This is a genomic window from Sphingobium bisphenolivorans (assembly GCF_000412635.1).
GTDB lineage: Bacteria > Pseudomonadota > Alphaproteobacteria > Sphingomonadales > Sphingomonadaceae > Sphingobium > Sphingobium bisphenolivorans.
The window spans coordinates 50314-67889 of the sequence record NZ_ASTG01000009.1; the positions used below are offsets into that span (position 1 = coordinate 50314).

Sequence of the window (17576 nt, forward strand, 5' to 3'; positions counted from 1 at the left end):
GGGCATGGAATGACAGGGGCTGAGGCCATGTTGCATGAGGAGGCGCTCGGATGGGTCATCCGGACGCGCGATCCTGAATTTGCCGATTGGGAAGCTTTCACCGACTGGCTGGAGGCCGCGCCCACGCACGCTTCGGCCTATGACGCGCTGATGGTCGCGGACGCGGACCTTGCCCTGCTCGTTCCCGCCGAGCCGGTGACGATCGGAACACCCGCCAATGATGCGGGCGAGCAGCGCCGGCGACCAATAGGCTGGATCGCGGGCGGCGCGGTCGCGGCGATGCTGGTTGCGGCACTGTCGATCGGCATCGGGAGGCGCGGCGACATCTACACCGTCACCACTCGACCGGGTGAAAAGCGCAGCATCGCGCTGGACGACGGCACGCGCATTGAACTCAACGGCGGCACGACGATGCGGCTCGACCGCAACAACAGCCGCTTCGCCGCACTGGACAGCGGAGAGGCCGCGTTCACCGTTCGTCACGATGCGGACAATCCTTTCCGCGTCGCCGTGGGCGATGATCTGTTCGAGGATGCGGGGACCGTCTTCAATATCGTCCGTAGCAAGGGCGCCACCCGCATCGGCGTGTCAGAGGGCAAGGTGATCTACAATCCGAAGGCGGAGGCGATCATGCTGCCGGCCGGCAGGGGCCTGAGCGAAGACGCGTCGGGTGTGCGGGTCATGGATGTCGCGCCGGGCTCGGTAGCGAGCTGGCGCGAGGGGCGGCTCACCTACGCGAACGCACCCGTCACGCAGATCAGCGCCGACATTGCGCGGTCCTTGGGTGTGGAACTGTCCCCGACACCGACAGCCGGCGCGATGCGCTTTACCGGCACCATCCGGCTGGAGCCTGACCCGGAACGCTTCTTTGCCACGGCCGCACCGCTGATGGGACTTTCCGCCGTCAGACAGGGTGGTGCCTGGCTGCTGAAGGAGGGGGATGACCCGGCACGCTGACGTCCTTTTCGTCGCCGCCCTCGCCATAGCGGCCGCCTCACCCGCGCGGGCGGCGGACAGACAGTCCATCAGCATCGCCCCCGGCCGGTTGGGTGAGGCGGCGATCACGCTCGGCCGTCAGACAGGCGTCAGCATCGGCATGTCGGACCAGTCGCTCGCGGCACTCGCAACGCCACGGGTTCAAGGGCGGATGAGCATTGAAGGCGCGCTGAAGCGCCTCTTGAAGGGAAGGGGCGCGGAGGCCCGGCGCATCGATGCCATGACTTGGCGCATCGTGCGCGTGCGCCGCGCGCCTTCCCCCGGCGCGGTTCCGCTTGCGGCAGCGATCTCGCAACCCGCCCAGGAACCTGCCGAGATCATCGTCACCGCATCGAAACGGGACTTGCCCTTGCCGCGCTATGCCGGGATGGTCGAGGTGGCCAGCGACAATGGCTTTCCCAGCGGAGAGGCGGCGGGCGGCACGGCTAGCCTGCTGTCCCGCATCGCCAGCCTAAGCTCGACCCACGCCGGTGCGGGCCGCAACAAACTGTTCATTCGGGCCATCGCCGATTCAGGCGTGGCGGGACCGACGCAGGCGACGACAGGCCAGTATCTGGGGGACATGCGGCTGAACTATGCAGCGCCCGATCCCGATCTAAAGCTTTACGACATGCAGGGCGTCGAGGTGCTGGAGGGTCCGCAGGGAACGCTGTACGGCGCGGGATCGCTGGGCGGTGTCATCAGGATGATCCCCAACCCTCCCAATCTGGGAGCAGCGGGCGGGCAGATTTCCGCAGCCCTGTCGACGACCTGGCATGGCGATCCGGGCGGCGACCTGGCGGGCACCCTCAACCTGCCCATCATCCCTGAAAAGCTGGCGCTGCGTGTTGTCGGCTATGGCGTGCAGGAGGGCGGTTACATCGACGATGTCGGCCGTCGCCGCGATGACGTCAACCGCACCCGCACCTATGGCGGTCGCGCCGCGCTCCGTTTCGCTCCGGACGAGAACTGGACGATCGATCTCACCGGCGTCTATCAGCGGATCAGGGGCGACGACGCACAATATGCAAGCAGGGCGACGGGCGCACTGGAGCGGGCGTCCAGCATCGCTGAGCCCTATTTAGCGGACTATGCCCTCGCCAATTTGCGGGTGGAGCGGCAGTGGGACGATCTGCGTTTCGTTTCCTCCGCTGGCTATGTGCGCCATGTGCTGGCCGAAAGCTATGACGCGACGCAAAGCGGCGGTCCGCCCGCGCTGTTCCGGCAAAGGAATAGCATCAACATCTTCTCCACGGAGAACCGCCTGGTTCGCGACCTCGACAATGGGCTGGGCTGGATCTTGGGCGCCTCCTATCTGGAGAGCAGTTCGGAGATCAGGCGCTCGCTCACATCCTATGGACCGGCTCCCTCGGAGCCCGTCATCCCCGGCGTGCCGATGTACGGCCGGGGCATGCCCGCAACCGCAACGGGCGTACGCAACCGCATCCATGAGGCAACGCTGTTCGGCGAAGCGTCGTTCGAGCCTGTGACAGGCCTGATCGCGACAGCGGGCGGACGGCTGACGAACAGCCGCCTGACCGGTCAGGCGCTCGATCCGATCGCCCTACTATCCGCCAGCGTCCTTGCCCGGGCCGAAGCGCAGGCCGACCGAAATGAAACGATCTTCCTCCCCTCCTTCTCGCTGTTGACAGATCGGCTGCCGGGCATGACCATCTACGCGCGGTTTCAGCAAGGGTTTCGGCCCGGCGGGCTGGCCGTCGACGATCTGCATGTCCAGCGCTTCCGCAACGATCGCGCTTCCACGATGGAACTCGGATTCCGCAAGGGGCGGCCGGGCGTTGACGGCATCGCGCTGGCCGGTAACTTCGCCTATACGAACTGGAAGGACATCCAGGCGGACGTGACAGACCGGATCGGCCTGCCCTCCACCGCCAATATCGGCGACGGACGGATCTACACGCTGGAAGGCCGGATCACCCTGCGTCCCGCCTCCTGGCTGACGCTGGACGGCAGCATCATCTTCAATGACAGCCGGCTCAGCCGCCCGGCGCCGTACGTGCGCATGCTGATGGATGAGGCTGGCTCGCTCAGCCTGCCCAATGTCGCCAATCTGGGCGGAAGGCTAGGCTTCGATTATCAGGCGCCACTCGGCGACATGAATTTCCGCCTGACCGGGTCGGCGCGTTATGTCGGCAAGTCCCGGCTCGGCGTGGGCCCGATCCTGGGGCGGACGCAGGGTGATTATATCGACACGCAGTTGAGCGCGAGCCTTGCGCGCGGGCCGGCGCAACTGTCCCTTTCCGTCGCCAACCTGCTCAATAGTAGCGGCAATCGTTTTTCGCTGGGCACGCCGTTCGATCTGCGCGGCGACTATGTGACGCCGCAGCGGCCGCGAACAATCCGCGTCGGGATGGATTTCGCCTTCTGATCCTGACGGGAAAGTTGATCCTGCGTCGTCTTGATCATGAATTGGCGGGTTGACCCCATAGACCCCTCCTGGCCCGCCAGTCAGCTATGACCGCCGGCTCCCGGCTTCATGGCGCAATGGAAAGGGGCGCTGCTTCCCCCGCAGCGCCCCTTTTTTAAGTCAAGGGCGAACGGCGAAGTCGAAGATGCGCGCGCCGCCGGTGCCCCCACCCCACATTCCAGGGCCGGACCCCGCGCTCACCGAATAGAGGAAGCCATATTCGCCCGCCTCCAGGTCGGCCTTGGGCGACACTTTGAACACGCCGGGCGCGACCTGCTCATAATCGAAGCCGATGCGATCCTTGTCCATGACACCGGTTTTGGCTCCACCCAGGTTCATGCTGCCCACCCGGGTTTCGCGCCGATCCTTTTTCACATCGAACTGGATCAGGCTGAACTCGTTAGGCGAGGTGATCGCACTTGCAGGCCCGGCCAGCCAGAGCGAAGGCGTGCCCGCCTGCGAAAGGCTCCGATTGGCCTCATCGAAATAGAAGTAGAAGGTCGGGCGCGCCTGGGGCGAGGCGACGCGGGCGCTGACATTGGGAATGACCGCCTTGATGCTGAGCGAGGCGATGCCACCGGTGAAAGCATAACCCAATATGCCGCCGGTCTTGCTCTGGTTGGAAATGGTCGGATCGATGCGCGCCATGCGGGTGGGCTGCGCGCCCTGCATCAGCATGTAGATGCCCGATGGGTGAGGTACCATCGGATCAGGCGAGTCCGCCGACATGGCGGCCTTGGCCGAGGTGATGCCTTCCGATCCCGCCGCGATCATTGCCGCGATGACTGGCCCGGACACGCCCTTCTTCTTGAGCTGGATCAGGTCGTCGGTGGACAGCTTATATTGAGCGGGCGAAGCCTTGATCTTGGCGATCACCGCTTCGTCGCCGAGCCCCGCCCCGACCAGTGCTATCACGCTGTTATTGTTGAGCGTCTCCGCCTGTGCTTCCGCAGATGCGGTCAAAAGCGCCGCGACGCACAGCGCCGCCGTCCAGAATCCCTTCTTCATGTCCACCCCCCTGAAGAAAAGCCCGGCATGCCCCTGCCGGACTTCTCGATTTGCCTTAGCTCAACGCCCTACGCACCAGTTCGTTTACGACCTGCGGATTGGCCTTGCCCTGCATCGCCTTCATCGTCTGCCCGACGAAGAAGCCGAACAGCGCTTCCTTGCCCGCCTTATATTGCTCAACCTTGTCGCCATTGTCGGCCAGCACCTTGGCAACCGCCGCCTCGATGGCGCCGGTGTCGCTGGTCTGCTTCAGCCCCTTTTCCTCGACGATCGTCGGCGCGCTGTCGCCGGTTTCGAGCATGATCTCGAACACCTGCTTGGCGATGGTGCCGGAAATGGTGCCATCCGCCACGAGAGCGAGCAGCTCCGCGCCCGCCTGCGGACTGACGGGGCTGTCCTCCAGGCTCTTGCCGAGGCGGTTGAGCGCGCCATAAAGTTCCGAGAGCAGCCAGTTGGCCGATGCCTTGGCGACATCGCCATCGCCCTTCTTCTGAATGCGCGCGCCTTCCGCCAGAAGTGCCTCGAACCAGCGCGCCGTTTCGGCGTCGGCGGTCAGCGTCGCTGCATTGTAGGCGCTGAGGCCAAGCTGCTCCTCATAACGGCGGCGTTTGGCGTCCGGCAGCTCGGGCAGGGACTGGCGGCATTCATCCAGGAAGGCGTCGTCCAGTTCCAGCGGCAGCAGGTCCGGATCGGGGAAGTAGCGATAGTCGTGCGCATCTTCCTTCGAGCGCATGGAACGGGTTTCGTTCCGATCGGGATCGTAGAGGCGGGTTTCCTGCACCACCTTCCCGCCAGCCTCCAGCACGTCAACCTGGCGGTTGGCTTCATGCTCGACCACCGCCATGACGAAGCGGACCGAATTGACGTTCTTCGTCTCGGTGCGGGTGCCGAACTCTTCACCGGGGCGGCGGACCGACACGTTGACGTCGGCGCGCATCGAGCCCTGATCCATATTGCCGTCGCAGCTACCGACATAGCGCAGGATCGTGCGCAGCTTCGACAGATAGGCGCCGGCCTCGGCAGGCGAGCGCATGTCCGGACGCGACACGATCTCCATCAGCGCGACGCCCGATCGGTTCAGATCGACATAGGAGCGCGTTGGATGCTGGTCGTGCATCAGCTTGCCGGCATCCTGTTCCACATGGATGCGTTCGATACCGATGGTCTTGGTGCTGCTGCCCGGATTCTTCTCGTCCAGCACGATCTCAATCTCGCCCTCGCCCACCAGCGGATGATAAAGCTGGCTGATCTGGTAGCCCTGCGGCAGATCGGCGTAGAAGTAGTTTTTCCGGTCGAAGCGCGACCATTTGTTGATCTGCGCATTGATCGCCATGCCGGTGCGCACCGCCTGGCGGATGCACTCGCGGTTCGGCACGGGCAGCATGCCGGGCATGGCCGCGTCGATCAGGCTGACCTGCGTGTTCGGCTCCGCACCGAAAGCCGTGGCGGCACCGGAAAAGAGCTTCGCCTGGCTGGTCACCTGCGCATGGACTTCCAGGCCGATCACGACCTCCCACTCGCCGGTTGCGCCCTGAATGCGATAGGTTGATTCAGTCATTTCTCACACCGTCATCCCAGCGAAGGCTGGGATCTTTCTGAATGTCGTGCCACGTCGCCCGAGATGCCAGCCCACGCTGGCATGACGGAATGAGTTTACCACCACTTCTCCGGCCGTGCCGTGAAGCCAGCGCGCTCCTCGATCGCAAGACCGGCGTTCAGCACGCTTTGCTCGTCCATGGGCTTGCCGATGATCTGAAGGCCAAGCGGTAGCCCCTGGCTGTCTAGCCCGCCCGGAACCGCCATCGCCGGCAGGCCCGCCAGCGATGCCGGCACGGTGAAGACGTCGTTCAGATACATAGCCAGCGGATCGGCCTGCTTCTCGCCCAATGTGAAGGAGGCGCTAGGTGCCGTCGGCGTCAGCAGCAGGTCGACCTTGTCGAACGCCTGCTCGAAATCACGGGAGATAAGCGCGCGGACCTTCTGCGCCTGGGTATAATAGGCGTCGTAGAAGCCGGCCGACAGCACGTAAGTGCCGATCATGATGCGGCGCTTGACTTCCGGGCCAAAGCCCAGAGCACGCGTCGCGGCATACATGTCCTGCAGGCCCGCGCCATCGGGCAGATCGCGCTGGCCATAACGCACCCCGTCATAGCGCGCGAGGTTCGAGGAGGCCTCGGCGGGCGCAATGATATAGTAGGTCGGCAGCGCATATTTCGTATGCGGCAGCGACACCTCCACCACTTCGGCGCCGGCATCCTTCAGCCATTCGATGCCGCGATCCCAAAGCGCCGCGATTTCGGCATTCAGGCCATCGGGGCGATATTCCTTGGGAATGCCGACCTTCTTACCCTTGAGATCGCTCGACAGATTGGCTTCCCACTGCGGGACGGGCAGATCGAGAGAGGTCGAATCCTTGGGGTCGAAGCCCGACATCGTCTCCAGCAGGATTGCATTGTCGCGCACCGTGCGCGCCATCGGCCCCGCCTGATCGAGCGAGCTGGCAAAGGCGACGATGCCCCAGCGCGAACAGCGGCCGTAGGTCGGCTTGATCCCCGAAATGCCAGTGAAAGCGGCAGGCTGGCGGATCGAACCGCCGGTATCCGTACCGGTCGCAGCCGGGCAGAGCCGCGCGGCGATCGCGGAAGACGAACCCCCGGAAGACCCGCCGGGCGCTAGTGCGGCATTATCGCCGCCGCCGCGCCGCCAAGGCGAGATCACATTGCCGAAATAGCTCGTCTCGTTGGAGGAGCCCATCGCGAACTGGTCGAGGTTGAGCTTGCCCAGCATGCCGGCGCCCGCGTCCCAAAGCTTCTTCGAAACGGTGGACTCATAGGTCGGCGTGAAGCCTTCCAGCATGTGGCTGGCGGCCGTGGTCTGCACGCCTTCGGTACAGAACAGATCCTTCATGCCGATCGGCACGCCGGCCAATGCGCCCAGCGTTTCGCCCGCCGCCTTCGCCCTGTCGGCCGCGTCGGCGGCTTCCAGAGCCTTTTCCGGCGTTTCGACGATGAAGGCGTTCAGCGCCTTGGCAGCCGCGACATTGGCGTTGAACGCCTCCGCCACTTCGCGCGCGGAAAAGTCGCCGGCGCGGAAGCCGTCGCGGATTTCGGCAACAGTAAGATCAGTTAGATTGGTCATGCCCCAACTTCCGTTCGCCCTAAGCCTGTCGAAGGGCTGCACTCGTCTTCAAGAAAGAACTGGGCTTCGACCAGCTCAGCCCAAACGGGTGAAGTGAATTTCACTCAATCACCTTGGGCACCGCGAAGAATCCATGCTCGGCCTGCGGCGCGTTCGCCAGCACCTTGTCGCGAACATCGCCGTCAGTCACGGCATCCTCGCGCAGGCGCAGCTTGTTCGGGATCACGGCGGTCATCGGTTCGACGCCGCTCACATCGACCTCACCCAATTGCTCCACCCAGCCAAGGATGTTGTTGAGTTCCGGCACCATCGCTTCGGCTTCGGCGTCGGTCACCGAAATGCGCGAGAGGCTGGCGATCTTTTTCACGGTCTGAAGGTCTATCGACATGGAGCGCCGCTACCATCGGCGCACTTATGCTTCAAGTCCTTGCGCGCATGCTGCGCTTCCGCCAGACAAAGCGCCGCGAGGCACCCGGCCTCGCGAACAGTCGCATGGAGAGCAGCGCTTGGCCCGCAAATTCCTCTACGTCATCACCGCCCTCATCGTGCTGGTGATCGCGGCATTGCTGGCCTACCGCATCTGGGGAATGCAGTTGATCCGCGCGGTGATGGTGCCGCGAGAGGCTTTCTCGGAAATTTCGCCGCTGCCCGCTGACACCTATGACGATCCGAAGATGTGGATCGCGCGCCCCGACATCATGCGGGACAATCCTGCCCTGTGGCTGCCGCAAGGCGTCAGGAACACCCCTGCGAACACGCCGAAGGCGGCGATATTCTTCATCCATCCGACCTCCTACATCACCACCTTGGGCGATGCGCACTGGAACATGCGCCTGGACGACAGGGAAGCATTCGCCACGGCGCGCAGCTTCGTCCAGAACCAGGCGAGCGCGTTCAGCGCCGCTGGCAATGTCTGGGCACCACGCTATCGCCAGGCGAATTACGGCGCGTTTCTGACGAGAGAGAAGGCTGGCGACAAGGCGCTCGCCGCCGCCTATCGCGATGTCACTCTGGCGTTCGACGCCTTCCTGAAGGCGAATCCCGCCGGCCCGCTGATCCTCGCCGGGCATAGCCAGGGTTCGCGCCACCTCGTGCAGCTTCTGAAGGATCGGGTGGCCGGCAAGCCCGTGTCGGAGCGGATCGCCGCCGCCTATGCGGTGGGCTGGCCGATCTCCGTAGAGGCTGACCTTCCCGCCCTCGGCCTCCCCGCCTGCGCGCGGCGGGACCAGGCGCACTGCATCGTCAGTTGGCAAAGCTATGCCGAACCCGCCGACCCCTCCGCCGTTATCGAGAGTTTCGAGCGCAAGCCGAGCTTCACCGGGAGGCCGCACAAGGGCACGCATATGCTCTGCACCAATCCGATCACCGGTGCCTTCAACGGCGCGGCGCCGGCCAGCGCCAATCGGGGCACGCTGGACGCGCGCGAAGCGGACAAGCCGACGCGTCTGGTGCCTGGCCTCGTGCCCGCTCGCTGCGACACCAGCGGCGTGCTGATGATCGGTGAGCCGATCAACATGGGGCCCTTCACCTTGCCGGGCAATAATTACCACGTCTATGATTATGCCCTGTTTTGGGCTGATGTGCGCGAAGACGCACAGCAGCGGCTCGCCGCCTTTCTGAAGAAGTGACCATGTCCATCATCACCGCCGACCGCGCGGTTTTCCGGGAAGCCCTGCCAGAGGGAGGCCGCCTGATCGGCCTCGACGTCGGCACCAAGACGATCGGGTTGGCGCTCTGCGACGCGGGCTGGTCGATCGCCAGCCCCGCCCATACCGTGTCGCGCGGCAAGTTCAGCAAGGACAAGATCGCGCTCGGCGCCTTCATCGGGCAGCAGCAGGTGAAGGGCGTCGTCATCGGCCTGCCGCTGAACCTCGACGGCAGCGAGAGCCCGCGCAGCCAGGCCAGCCGTGCCTTCGCCCGCAACATCGCTGATCTGGGCCTGCCCATCCTGCTCTGGGACGAGCGCTGGTCGACGCAGGCGGTGACACGGACCTTGCTGGAGGTCGACGCCAGCCGCGCCCGCCGTGACGAACTGGTCGACAAGCTGGCGGCGAGCTACATCCTGCAGGGCGCGATCGACGGGCTGATGGCCGGCTTCTAGCCCGGCTGCCCTTCAAATGCCGAGATGATCGGGCAAGGCCCCTGCTCGGAGGCATGGCAGGCGCTTGCCAGCCTTCGCAGCGAATCCCGAGCCGCCTGCAACTCCGCGATCTTCTGGTCCAGCGCGAACAAGCGTTCAGCCGCCAACTCCCGCGCGCGCTTTCGATCCTGCCCGGCATCGAGCCGCAGCAGTTCGCCGATCTCTTCCAGCGTGAAGCCCGCCGTCTGCGCCGCGCGGATGAATTTCAGCCGCCGCACATCCTCCTCGCCATAATGGCGAACGCCGCCGGAAAGGCCACCGCCTGCCGGCCTCTCCGGCGTCCCGAGCAGGCTGCGGCGCTGATAGAAGCGCACCGTCTCCACACCCACGCCGCCAGCGCGAGCCAGACCAGAAATCGTCATCGCCATGCTTGACTCCGGACCATGGTACAGAACCCATATGGGCGGCATCGGACTTCATTCCAAGGGAAGACGCGATGACAAGCTCCGCGACCACCGCAACGGCATCGGGCAAAACTGCCACCCTTTATCGGATGGTGATGCCCGGGCATGTCTGCCCCTATGGCCTCAAGGCCCGGTGGCTGCTGCGCAGCAAGGGCTATGAGGTGGAGGACCGGTGGCTCACCACGCGCGCGGAGGTTGACGCCTTCAAGGCTGCGCATGATGTCGGGACGACGCCGCAAATCTTCATCGACGGGCAGCGGATCGGCGGGCATGACGACCTGCGCCGCCACCTCGGCCTCAACGTGGCCGATCCGAAGGCGACGACCTACACCCCTGTTCTTGCGGTGTTCGCGGTGGCCGCCCTGCTGGCACTGGCGACGGGCTGGCTCACCGCCATGCCGCTCCTCAGCATCATGACGGTGGAGCGGTTCATCGCCGTCAGCATGATGCTGCTCGCCATGCTGAAGCTGCAGGATGTCGAGCGGTTCGCGACCATGTTCCTGAACTATGATCTGCTTGCCCGCCGCTTTGTGCCCTATGGCCGTCTCTACCCGTTTCTGGAACTGGGCGCGGGCGTGCTGATGCTGGCAGGCGTGCTGAACTGGCTGTCGATTCCGGTGGCACTGTTTATTGGCGGCATCGGGGCGGTGTCGGTGTTCAAGGCGGTCTATGTTGAGAAGCGAGAACTGAAATGCGCCTGCGTCGGCGGGAACAGCAATGTGCCGCTCGGTTTCGTGTCGCTCACGGAGAATGTGATGATGGTGGCGATGGCGCTCTGGATGCTTGTACGGGTTATGAGCGCCACCTGAGCACCGTTCAATCTCCGATCCCGTCCCGCCCATAGACGTCGGGCAGGAACTGCACCCCGCCAGCCGATGGCATCGCCGTGAGGTAGGTCAGATATACCGGCACCGGCTGGGGCAGCGGCACATGCTGCTCCGGCTTGCCGCTTTCTGCCCGCAGCGGCTTGCCGAAGAACCAGCGGCCCAGCCTCGCTGCATCCTCCAGCCGCACGCAGCCATTGCTGAACTGCCGCGCCGGCTTTGCCAGCAGATCGCGCGCGGGCGTGTCGTGCAGATAGATGCCCAGATCGTTGGGGAACATGAACTTGACCTTCCCCATCGCGTTATTGCCGCCCGGCAACTGACGCACGCGCAGTTCCGTTCGGCCATCGGCGACCGCCTGCCAGTCGATCGTTCCGGGATCGAGCGGTCGAGGATTGGCGCTCCAGTCCGACAAAGCTTCGTAGCGCAGCTTGGTCAGGGACGCGCCGTCCAGGATGCGCGGCGCGAGCTTGCGCTGCACGAGATCGTAGGGAATGTTCCAATAGGGATTGACGGTCGCATAGCGGATCATGCCGGCCATCATCGGGGTCTGGCTCTCTTTCGCGCCGACGACGACCTTCATCGTCCCGTCCTGCTGCCCCTTGCCGAAATACCAGAGGCGCGCGGACGCCGCGTCAACAACCACATGCCGCACCCAGGGGCTGGGCAGCAGCCGCAGCCGCTCCAGATTGAGCGCGATAAGCCGCGCATAATAACCGTCGCCGCGATTGAGCGCTTCGACGGTCTGCGCGCCAGCAACGCCATCGGGCTTCAGGCCATGATCGGCCTGGAACGCCTTGACCTTCGCCGCCAGTGCCTTGTCATAGGCAGCGCCCTCTGTCAGCCCCAGCCGACGGCGCAATGCCGAGGCGCCGGACTTCATGCCCGGCCGCAGCTTCAGGTCCGCAGGAACCTGCGTTTGCGGCAGGCCGCCCCAGCGCTTGTCGAAGGCAACACGGGCGTCGCGCAGCTTCACATAGAATGGGTTCATCCAGCCGACCGACCGGACATATTCGGCAAAGGACGGTGCCACGGCAGCGCTTCGCAGAATCTCTGCTGGCGCCAGAGACTGAGGCTGCACCTCCGGATCGAGATAGCGGACCTTCACCTTTTTCGAAGGCTTGCGCATGTCATCGACCAGCGCGGAGAAGGCCTTCGATAACGCCAAATCCGTGCGCGCCAGCAGCCTGGGATCGCTGCTGCCCTGCGCTTGCCGGATCAGGTCCCTCAGTGGATTCGGATCATAGTCGCTAGGCTTCAGCCCATCCGCATCGGCGGTTTCGATCAGGTTCAGAAGCGCGCCCGCCTGCGGCCCCACCTTCCCCTGCTCGACCCAAAGCGGCCAGTAGCCGCGCGGGCCGTAAAAGTCGCGCAGCTTGCCGCCGACAGAGGAGCGGATTTCCGCCGCAATGCTGTTGCGGGCAGCGTCCTGAACAGTCCCGACCTGAGCCGCCGCCGGCATCGGAGCGGCAGCCGCCAAAAGGCAGACGGGCAACAATATCGAGCGGAGCATTTGGGCGCGACGAAGCCGCCGCGCCCCAGAAGCTGCGTGTGTCAGCCGCGTTCTCCACGCCGCGAGGGCATAGGCGGAGGCGGCGGCGGGCAGGGAGGACCCTCGACCGCATGATAGAGGCCGTCGGACGAATAATAGCCGTCCACGATGCCATCGCCATTGCGGTCAGCGGCCACCGTGCCGACGATGGCGCCCGGACCGACTGGCGGCGCGGGCGCGATGGGCTCATCCCGCGTCGAGGCGCATGCGCTCAGGGCAAGCGCCGTGCCGCCGAGAAGTGCCAATAACCTGATGTTCATACCCTCTCCTTGGCGCGACGAGGACCGTGCGCCGGTGTTGAGCGTTCTCGAAACAGGCGAGCGCCTGCTGACTTGCGAAAACGCGGCCATCGAACCGCCTTAGAGCGGCGAGCCGCCTTAAGACCGTCGCTGCGGAATGCAGCGCAAGGGTAACTACGAAGCATCGGATTTGATTCCATTGCTCAGCCGGAATGACGATGAAACGTGCTTAAGCAGAGACTAGCTGGAGGCTAAATCAGCCCTCGACCCATTCCGCCGACGCTATCCCCTGGGCGTAGAGCAGGACAGACAGGTCGCCATGGATGATCTCGGCCGCCGCCGCTTCCCGCGTCTTGGGCTTGGCATGATAGGCAACGCCAAGGCCGGCTCCCTGGATCATGGGAATGTCGTTGGCGCCGTCCCCCACCGCGAGCGTAAGGGCGCGGTCGATGCCGCCCTCGACCGCCGCTTCCAGTTCCGCCCGCTTGCGTGTCGCGTCCACGATCGGCAGCGTGACCGTGCCCTTCAGGGCGCCATCCGCTATCTCCAGGACATTGGCGACCGCGCTGTCGAAGCCGATTTCCTCCGCAACTGGCCCTGTGAAGCGGGTGAAGCCGCCCGATACTAGCAGCGTCTTCGCACCCCTCGCCTTCATGGTGCGCACCAGCGCGCGGGCGCCGCCCATGATCTTCACGCGCTCGGCGCGGCACCGGTCGATGGCGGCGTCCTCCAACCCCTTGAGCAGCGCCACCCGCTCATGCAGCGCGCCGGCGAAATCCAGTTCGCCGCGCATCGCCCGCTCGGTGATCTCGGCGATCTGCGGCTTGATCCCGGCATAGTCGGCCAGTTCGTCGATACATTCGACCGTGATCATGGTGGAATCCATGTCGGCGATCAGCAGCTTCTTCTCGCGCCCCTCCGTTGGCTGGACGATGACGTCGACCTTGTCGCCGATCGCACCCAGAGCCGCGCGGGCCGCAACCGGATCGTTATCAAAGAAGATGTCCGCAGCCTTCTCCTCGTCCAGCCAGACGCTCGACGTCGGTGCGCAGCCTGCCTCGATCAGCCGCCGGGTCGCTTCCGCAATATCCCCCTGACTCAAGGCCGCACTTGCCACTAAGGTCGCAACGAACATGGATACTCCCGAAACATCACCGAGCGAATCCCGCCCGCGCGTGGCGCTTATTGCCGGGCCGACCGCCAGCGGCAAGAGCGCGCTTGCCATCGCCCTTGCCCGCGCGGCGAACGGGGTTGTCATCAACGCCGATGCGAGCCAGGTCTATGCCGACCTGCAAATCCTCTCCGCCCGGCCGAGTGCGGAGGAAATGGCGCAAGCGCCGCATCGCCTGTTCGGCCATATCGACGGCGCCGAGGCCTGCACCGCCGCCCGCTGGGCATCGGAAGCGCGCGCCGAGATTGCCAGCGCGCACGCGCAGGGGCGGTTGCCCATCCTTGTGGGCGGCACAGGGCTTTACCTTCGAACCCTGCTCGACGGCATAGCGCCGGTCCCCGACATCGACCCGACAATCCGCGCGCAGGTTCGCGCCCTGCCCGTGGCGGAGGCCCATGCGGCTTTGGCAGTCGAAGACCCGGCAGCGGCCGCCCGGCTAGCCCCGGCCGACACCACCCGCGTGGCGCGTGCGCTTGAAGTCCTGCGCTCGACGGGGAAGCCCCTGTCGGAATGGCAGAAGCACAAGAGCGGCGGCATAGCGGACCAGATCAGCCTCTCACCGCTCATCCTGCTCCCGCCCCGCGAATGGCTGATCCAGCGATGCGACGATCGGTTCGAGCAGATGGTGGACAGCGGCGCGGTCGCGGAGGTCGAGGCGCTGCTCGCGCGCAAACTGCCGCCTGAACTTCCCGTCATGCGCGCCATCGGCGTTCCTGAAATCGCCGCTTGGCTGGACGGGACAGTGTATCGTGAAACCATGCTCGAGCGCGGACGGATTGCTACCCGGCAATATGCCAAGCGCCAATATACTTGGTTTTCGCGACAGCCTCCATTGGACTGGCCCCGCGAAGCGCAGCCCATTGATGATAAAATTATGGGCCTTTGGGCAAGAAAGTTACAATGCTAACAGTTGACTAGCCATTTTATGTCGAATAGAGGCACCTGCCTTGCCATTGCTTCGCTTCTGGAGCAGAGGGCGCACCTATTATCCAGCGGAAGGATTTATCGTGGCCGAAAAGAGCGGCGCGGACATATTGGTTGAGTGCCTGATCGACCTGGGGGTCGAGGTCGTGTTCGGCTATCCGGGCGGCGCGGTGCTGCCCATCTATGACGCACTTTTCAATCATCTCAAGATCCGCCATGTGCTGGTCCGGCATGAGCAGGGCGCGACGCATATGGCGGAGGGCTATGCCCGTTCGACCGGCAAGCCTGGCGTCGTGCTCGTCACCTCTGGCCCTGGCGCCACCAATGCGGTTACCGGCATCACCGACGCGCTGATGGACTCCATTCCGATGGTCGTGATCACCGGCCAGGTCCCGACGCAGTTGATCGGCACCGATGCTTTCCAGGAAGCGGATACGGTCGGCATCACGCGCCACTGCACGAAGCATAATTATCTGGTGAAGGACCCGCGCAAACTGGCCGGCGTCGTTCATGAGGCGTTCCACATTGCAACCACCGGACGTCCGGGTCCAGTCGTCATCGACATCCCGAAGAATGTCCAGATCGCGACAGCCCCCTATGCGAGGCCGGAAACGTTCGAACATGCGAGCTACCGCCCGCAGACGAAGGCTGATCCTGTCGCCATCGCCGCTGCGGTTGAAATGCTGGCGGCTGCCGAGCGGCCGATCTTCTACACCGGCGGCGGCGTCATCAACTCGGGACCGGAGGCCTCCGCGCTGCTGCGGGAGATTGCGGGCCTGACGCGTGCGCCCGTCACTTCGACATTGATGGGCCTTGGCGCCTTCCCCGCCGCTTCGCCGCAATGGCTGGGCATGCTGGGGATGCACGGCACCTATGAAGCCAACTGGGCGATGAACAAGGCTGACCTGATCATCTGCGTCGGCGCCCGTTTCGATGATCGCGTGACCGGGCGGCTGGATGCCTTCGCTCCCAACGCGAAGAAGATCCACATCGATATCGACCGCAGCTCGATCAACAAGACGGTCGAGGTTGACCTGCCCATCGTCGCCGACGTCGCGAGCGCCCTGACCGACATGATCGCGCTCTGGAAGGATCGCGGCCACAAGGCGGCTGATCTGTCCGAATGGTGGGCGCGAATCGACGGCTGGCGGGCGCGCAACAGCCTCGCCTATCCCGAAAGCTGCGAAGAGATCATGCCGCAGGAGGCGATCGCGCAGCTTTACAAGGCGAGCCGGTCGGCGAAGGACGTCATCATCACGACGGAAGTGGGCCAGCACCAGATGTGGGCGGCCCAGCATTTCGGCTTTGAAGAGCCGAACAAGTGGCTGACCTCCGGGGGTCTTGGCACGATGGGCTACGGCTTCCCCGCGGCCATCGGCGCCCAACTAGGCAACCCGGAGAGCCTTGTCGTCTGCGTCGCGGGCGATGCCTCGGTGCAGATGAACATTCAGGAGTTGGGGACCGCCACGCAATATCGCCTGCCGGTCAAGCTCTTCATCCTCAACAATGAATATATGGGCATGGTCCGTCAGTGGCAGGAACTGACCTATGAAAGCCGCTATTCGAACAGCTATTCGGACAGTCTGCCGGACTTCGTGAAGCTGGGCGAGGCCTATGGCTGGACCGGCATCCGGATCGAGAGTCCGCGGGAACTGGAAGCGGGCATCCGTCGGATGATCGAGACGCCCGGCCCGGTCATCGTGGATTGCCGAGTCGCAAAGCTTTCCAACTGCTTCCCGATGATCCCCTCGGGCGCGGCGCATACGGACATGCTGCTCGACCCGAGCCAGGTCGAAGGCATCATGTCTGACGAGGCAAAGGCACTGGTGTGACCGCTCACCTCAAGCTGTGCATCCATGTGAGCGAGCCGTTCGATTTCGAGCGGATCGCCGGCACCGCCGACCTTGCCGGTTGGACGGTCGATCATGTCGATGCGGAGAATGAGGATTGGGAGGTCCATCTCGACCAGGGCTTTGACTTTCACGACCGCCATGTCGGCCGCCTGCTGATCAGCCCGCGCTATGTGGGCGAGCGTCTGGCCCGGATGTTCGATGCGATCGCGGGCTTTCCCGTCCGCATCGCCCATCGGGACGACGGCAGCTGGCACTACGCCTTTACGGGCATGATTTCGCAGCGCCATGAGCGCGAAGAACCGGATAACGGAAACGTCTGATGCACATTCAGGAAGAATATAGCGAGCGGCACGTCCTGTCGCTGACGGTCACCAACGAAGCGGGCATCCTGGCCCGCATCGCCGGCCTTTTCACCGCGCGCGGCTATAATATCGATAGCCTGACCGTGGCGGACATCACCGCGGACCACGCGATCAGCCGCATCACCATCGTCACCAACGGCCCGCCCAAGGTGATCGACCAGATCATCGCCCAGTTGGATCGGCTGGTGCCCGTTCACAAGGTCACCGACCTCACCGAAAACGGCCCCTTCGTCGAGCGCGAACTGGCGCTGGTCAAGGTGGCAGGGGTCGGCGAAGATCGGATCGAAGCGCTGCGCCTGGCAGACGTGTTCCGCGCCAAGGTGGTCGACACGACGATCGAGAGCTTCATCTTCGAGATCACCGGCACGACCGAGAAGATCGACAATTTCGTCGGCCTCATGCGTCAGATCGGCCTAGTCGAAGTCGGGCGCACCGGCGTCGTCGGCCTGATCCGCGGCAAGGAGCCGAATTAAGTTCAGCCCCTCTCCCCGCCGGGAGAGGGAGGGGCCCGCCGCCAAGCGGTGGGAGGGTGAAGGTCACGCAAGCGCGTCCTTTCCC

General features: G+C 64.5%; 17 protein-coding genes. 9 read left to right on the forward strand and 8 right to left on the reverse strand.

The window, feature by feature from the left end; translation table 11 throughout:
• The first annotated feature begins 27 nt into the window (after positions 1 to 27).
• Both L858_RS0108115 and L858_RS0108120 read left to right on the forward strand, forming a co-directional pair.
• The gene (locus L858_RS0108115; protein WP_022682649.1) at positions 28 to 957 is read left to right on the forward strand and encodes a FecR family protein; all 930 of its coding nucleotides are present in this window, start codon (positions 28 to 30) and stop codon (positions 955 to 957) included.
• The gene (locus L858_RS0108120; RefSeq protein ID WP_022682650.1) at positions 941 to 3364 is read left to right on the forward strand and encodes a TonB-dependent receptor; all 2424 of its coding nucleotides are present in this window, start codon (positions 941 to 943) and stop codon (positions 3362 to 3364) included. Before L858_RS0108115 ends, L858_RS0108120 begins: the two co-directional genes overlap by 17 nt.
• Before the next feature lie 159 nt (positions 3365 to 3523).
• On the opposite strand, the gene L858_RS0108125 is transcribed toward L858_RS0108120, so the two are convergent.
• The 4 genes from L858_RS0108125 to gatC form a co-directional block, all read right to left on the reverse strand.
• Positions 3524 to 4411 (reverse strand): hypothetical protein, encoded by an 888-nt coding sequence (locus L858_RS0108125; protein WP_037504500.1) that lies wholly within the window; start codon positions 4409 to 4411, stop codon positions 3524 to 3526.
• 55 nt (positions 4412 to 4466) lie between these two features.
• Positions 4467 to 5969 (reverse strand): Asp-tRNA(Asn)/Glu-tRNA(Gln) amidotransferase subunit GatB, encoded by a 1503-nt coding sequence (gatB, locus tag L858_RS0108130; RefSeq protein WP_022682652.1) that lies wholly within the window; start codon positions 5967 to 5969, stop codon positions 4467 to 4469.
• 95 nt (positions 5970 to 6064) lie between these two features.
• The gene (gatA, locus tag L858_RS0108135) at positions 6065 to 7549 is read right to left on the reverse strand and encodes an Asp-tRNA(Asn)/Glu-tRNA(Gln) amidotransferase subunit GatA (protein ID WP_022682653.1); all 1485 of its coding nucleotides are present in this window, start codon (positions 7547 to 7549) and stop codon (positions 6065 to 6067) included.
• A gap of 100 nt (positions 7550 to 7649) precedes the next feature.
• Positions 7650 to 7937, reverse strand: a complete 288-nt coding sequence (gene gatC, locus L858_RS0108140) for an Asp-tRNA(Asn)/Glu-tRNA(Gln) amidotransferase subunit GatC (protein ID WP_028055943.1) — start codon at positions 7935 to 7937, stop codon at positions 7650 to 7652.
• Between the two features lie 118 nt (positions 7938 to 8055).
• Between gatC and L858_RS0108145 the strand changes: the two genes are divergently transcribed.
• Positions 8056 to 9177 carry a DUF3089 domain-containing protein gene (locus tag L858_RS0108145; RefSeq protein ID WP_022682654.1) on the forward strand — a complete coding sequence of 374 codons (1122 nt, stop codon included), beginning with the start codon at positions 8056 to 8058 and terminating at the stop codon, positions 9175 to 9177.
• Positions 9178 to 9179: 2 nt separating this feature from the next.
• On the forward strand, positions 9180 to 9650 hold the full coding sequence (gene ruvX, locus L858_RS0108150) for a Holliday junction resolvase RuvX (protein WP_022682655.1): 471 nt from the start codon (positions 9180 to 9182) through the stop codon (positions 9648 to 9650).
• On the opposite strand, the gene L858_RS0108155 is transcribed toward ruvX, so the two are convergent.
• The gene (locus L858_RS0108155; RefSeq protein WP_022682656.1) at positions 9647 to 10057 is read right to left on the reverse strand and encodes a MerR family transcriptional regulator; all 411 of its coding nucleotides are present in this window, start codon (positions 10055 to 10057) and stop codon (positions 9647 to 9649) included. The genes ruvX and L858_RS0108155 overlap by 4 nt on opposite strands.
• A gap of 68 nt (positions 10058 to 10125) precedes the next feature.
• On the opposite strand from L858_RS0108155, the gene L858_RS0108160 reads away from it, so the two are divergent.
• The gene (locus L858_RS0108160) at positions 10126 to 10902 is read left to right on the forward strand and encodes a MauE/DoxX family redox-associated membrane protein (protein ID WP_022682657.1); all 777 of its coding nucleotides are present in this window, start codon (positions 10126 to 10128) and stop codon (positions 10900 to 10902) included.
• Between the two features lie 7 nt (positions 10903 to 10909).
• Here L858_RS0108160 and L858_RS0108165 read toward each other — a convergent pair whose 3' ends face one another.
• From L858_RS0108165 to serB, 3 genes are all read right to left on the reverse strand, one after another.
• Positions 10910 to 12379 carry a L,D-transpeptidase family protein gene (locus tag L858_RS0108165; RefSeq protein WP_476661773.1) on the reverse strand — a complete coding sequence of 490 codons (1470 nt, stop codon included), beginning with the start codon at positions 12377 to 12379 and terminating at the stop codon, positions 10910 to 10912.
• Between the two features lie 92 nt (positions 12380 to 12471).
• Entirely contained in the window at positions 12472 to 12729 is a 258-nt protein-coding gene (locus L858_RS0108170) for a hypothetical protein (RefSeq protein ID WP_022682659.1), read from the reverse strand.
• A gap of 235 nt (positions 12730 to 12964) precedes the next feature.
• Positions 12965 to 13843 (reverse strand): phosphoserine phosphatase SerB, encoded by an 879-nt coding sequence (serB, locus tag L858_RS0108175; protein ID WP_022682660.1) that lies wholly within the window; start codon positions 13841 to 13843, stop codon positions 12965 to 12967.
• Between serB and miaA the strand changes: the two genes are divergently transcribed.
• The 4 genes from miaA to ilvN all read left to right on the forward strand — a co-directional run bounded on the left by miaA (position 13842) and on the right by ilvN (position 17491).
• Positions 13842 to 14786: a tRNA (adenosine(37)-N6)-dimethylallyltransferase MiaA gene (gene miaA, locus L858_RS0108180; protein ID WP_022682661.1), complete on the forward strand. Its 945-nt coding sequence runs from the start codon at positions 13842 to 13844 to the stop codon at positions 14784 to 14786. The genes serB and miaA overlap by 2 nt on opposite strands.
• Positions 14787 to 14886: 100 nt before the next feature.
• Positions 14887 to 16635, forward strand: a complete 1749-nt coding sequence (locus L858_RS0108185) for an acetolactate synthase 3 large subunit (RefSeq protein ID WP_028055945.1) — start codon at positions 14887 to 14889, stop codon at positions 16633 to 16635.
• Complete coding sequence (locus L858_RS0108190) at positions 16632 to 16976, forward strand: hypothetical protein (protein ID WP_022682663.1); 345 nt, start codon at positions 16632 to 16634, stop codon at positions 16974 to 16976. Before L858_RS0108185 ends, L858_RS0108190 begins: the two co-directional genes overlap by 4 nt.
• Entirely contained in the window at positions 16976 to 17491 is a 516-nt protein-coding gene (ilvN, locus tag L858_RS0108195) for an acetolactate synthase small subunit (RefSeq protein WP_022682664.1), read from the forward strand. The genes L858_RS0108190 and ilvN overlap by 1 nt, the downstream gene beginning before the upstream one ends.
• The last annotated feature ends 85 nt before the right edge of the window (positions 17492 to 17576 follow it).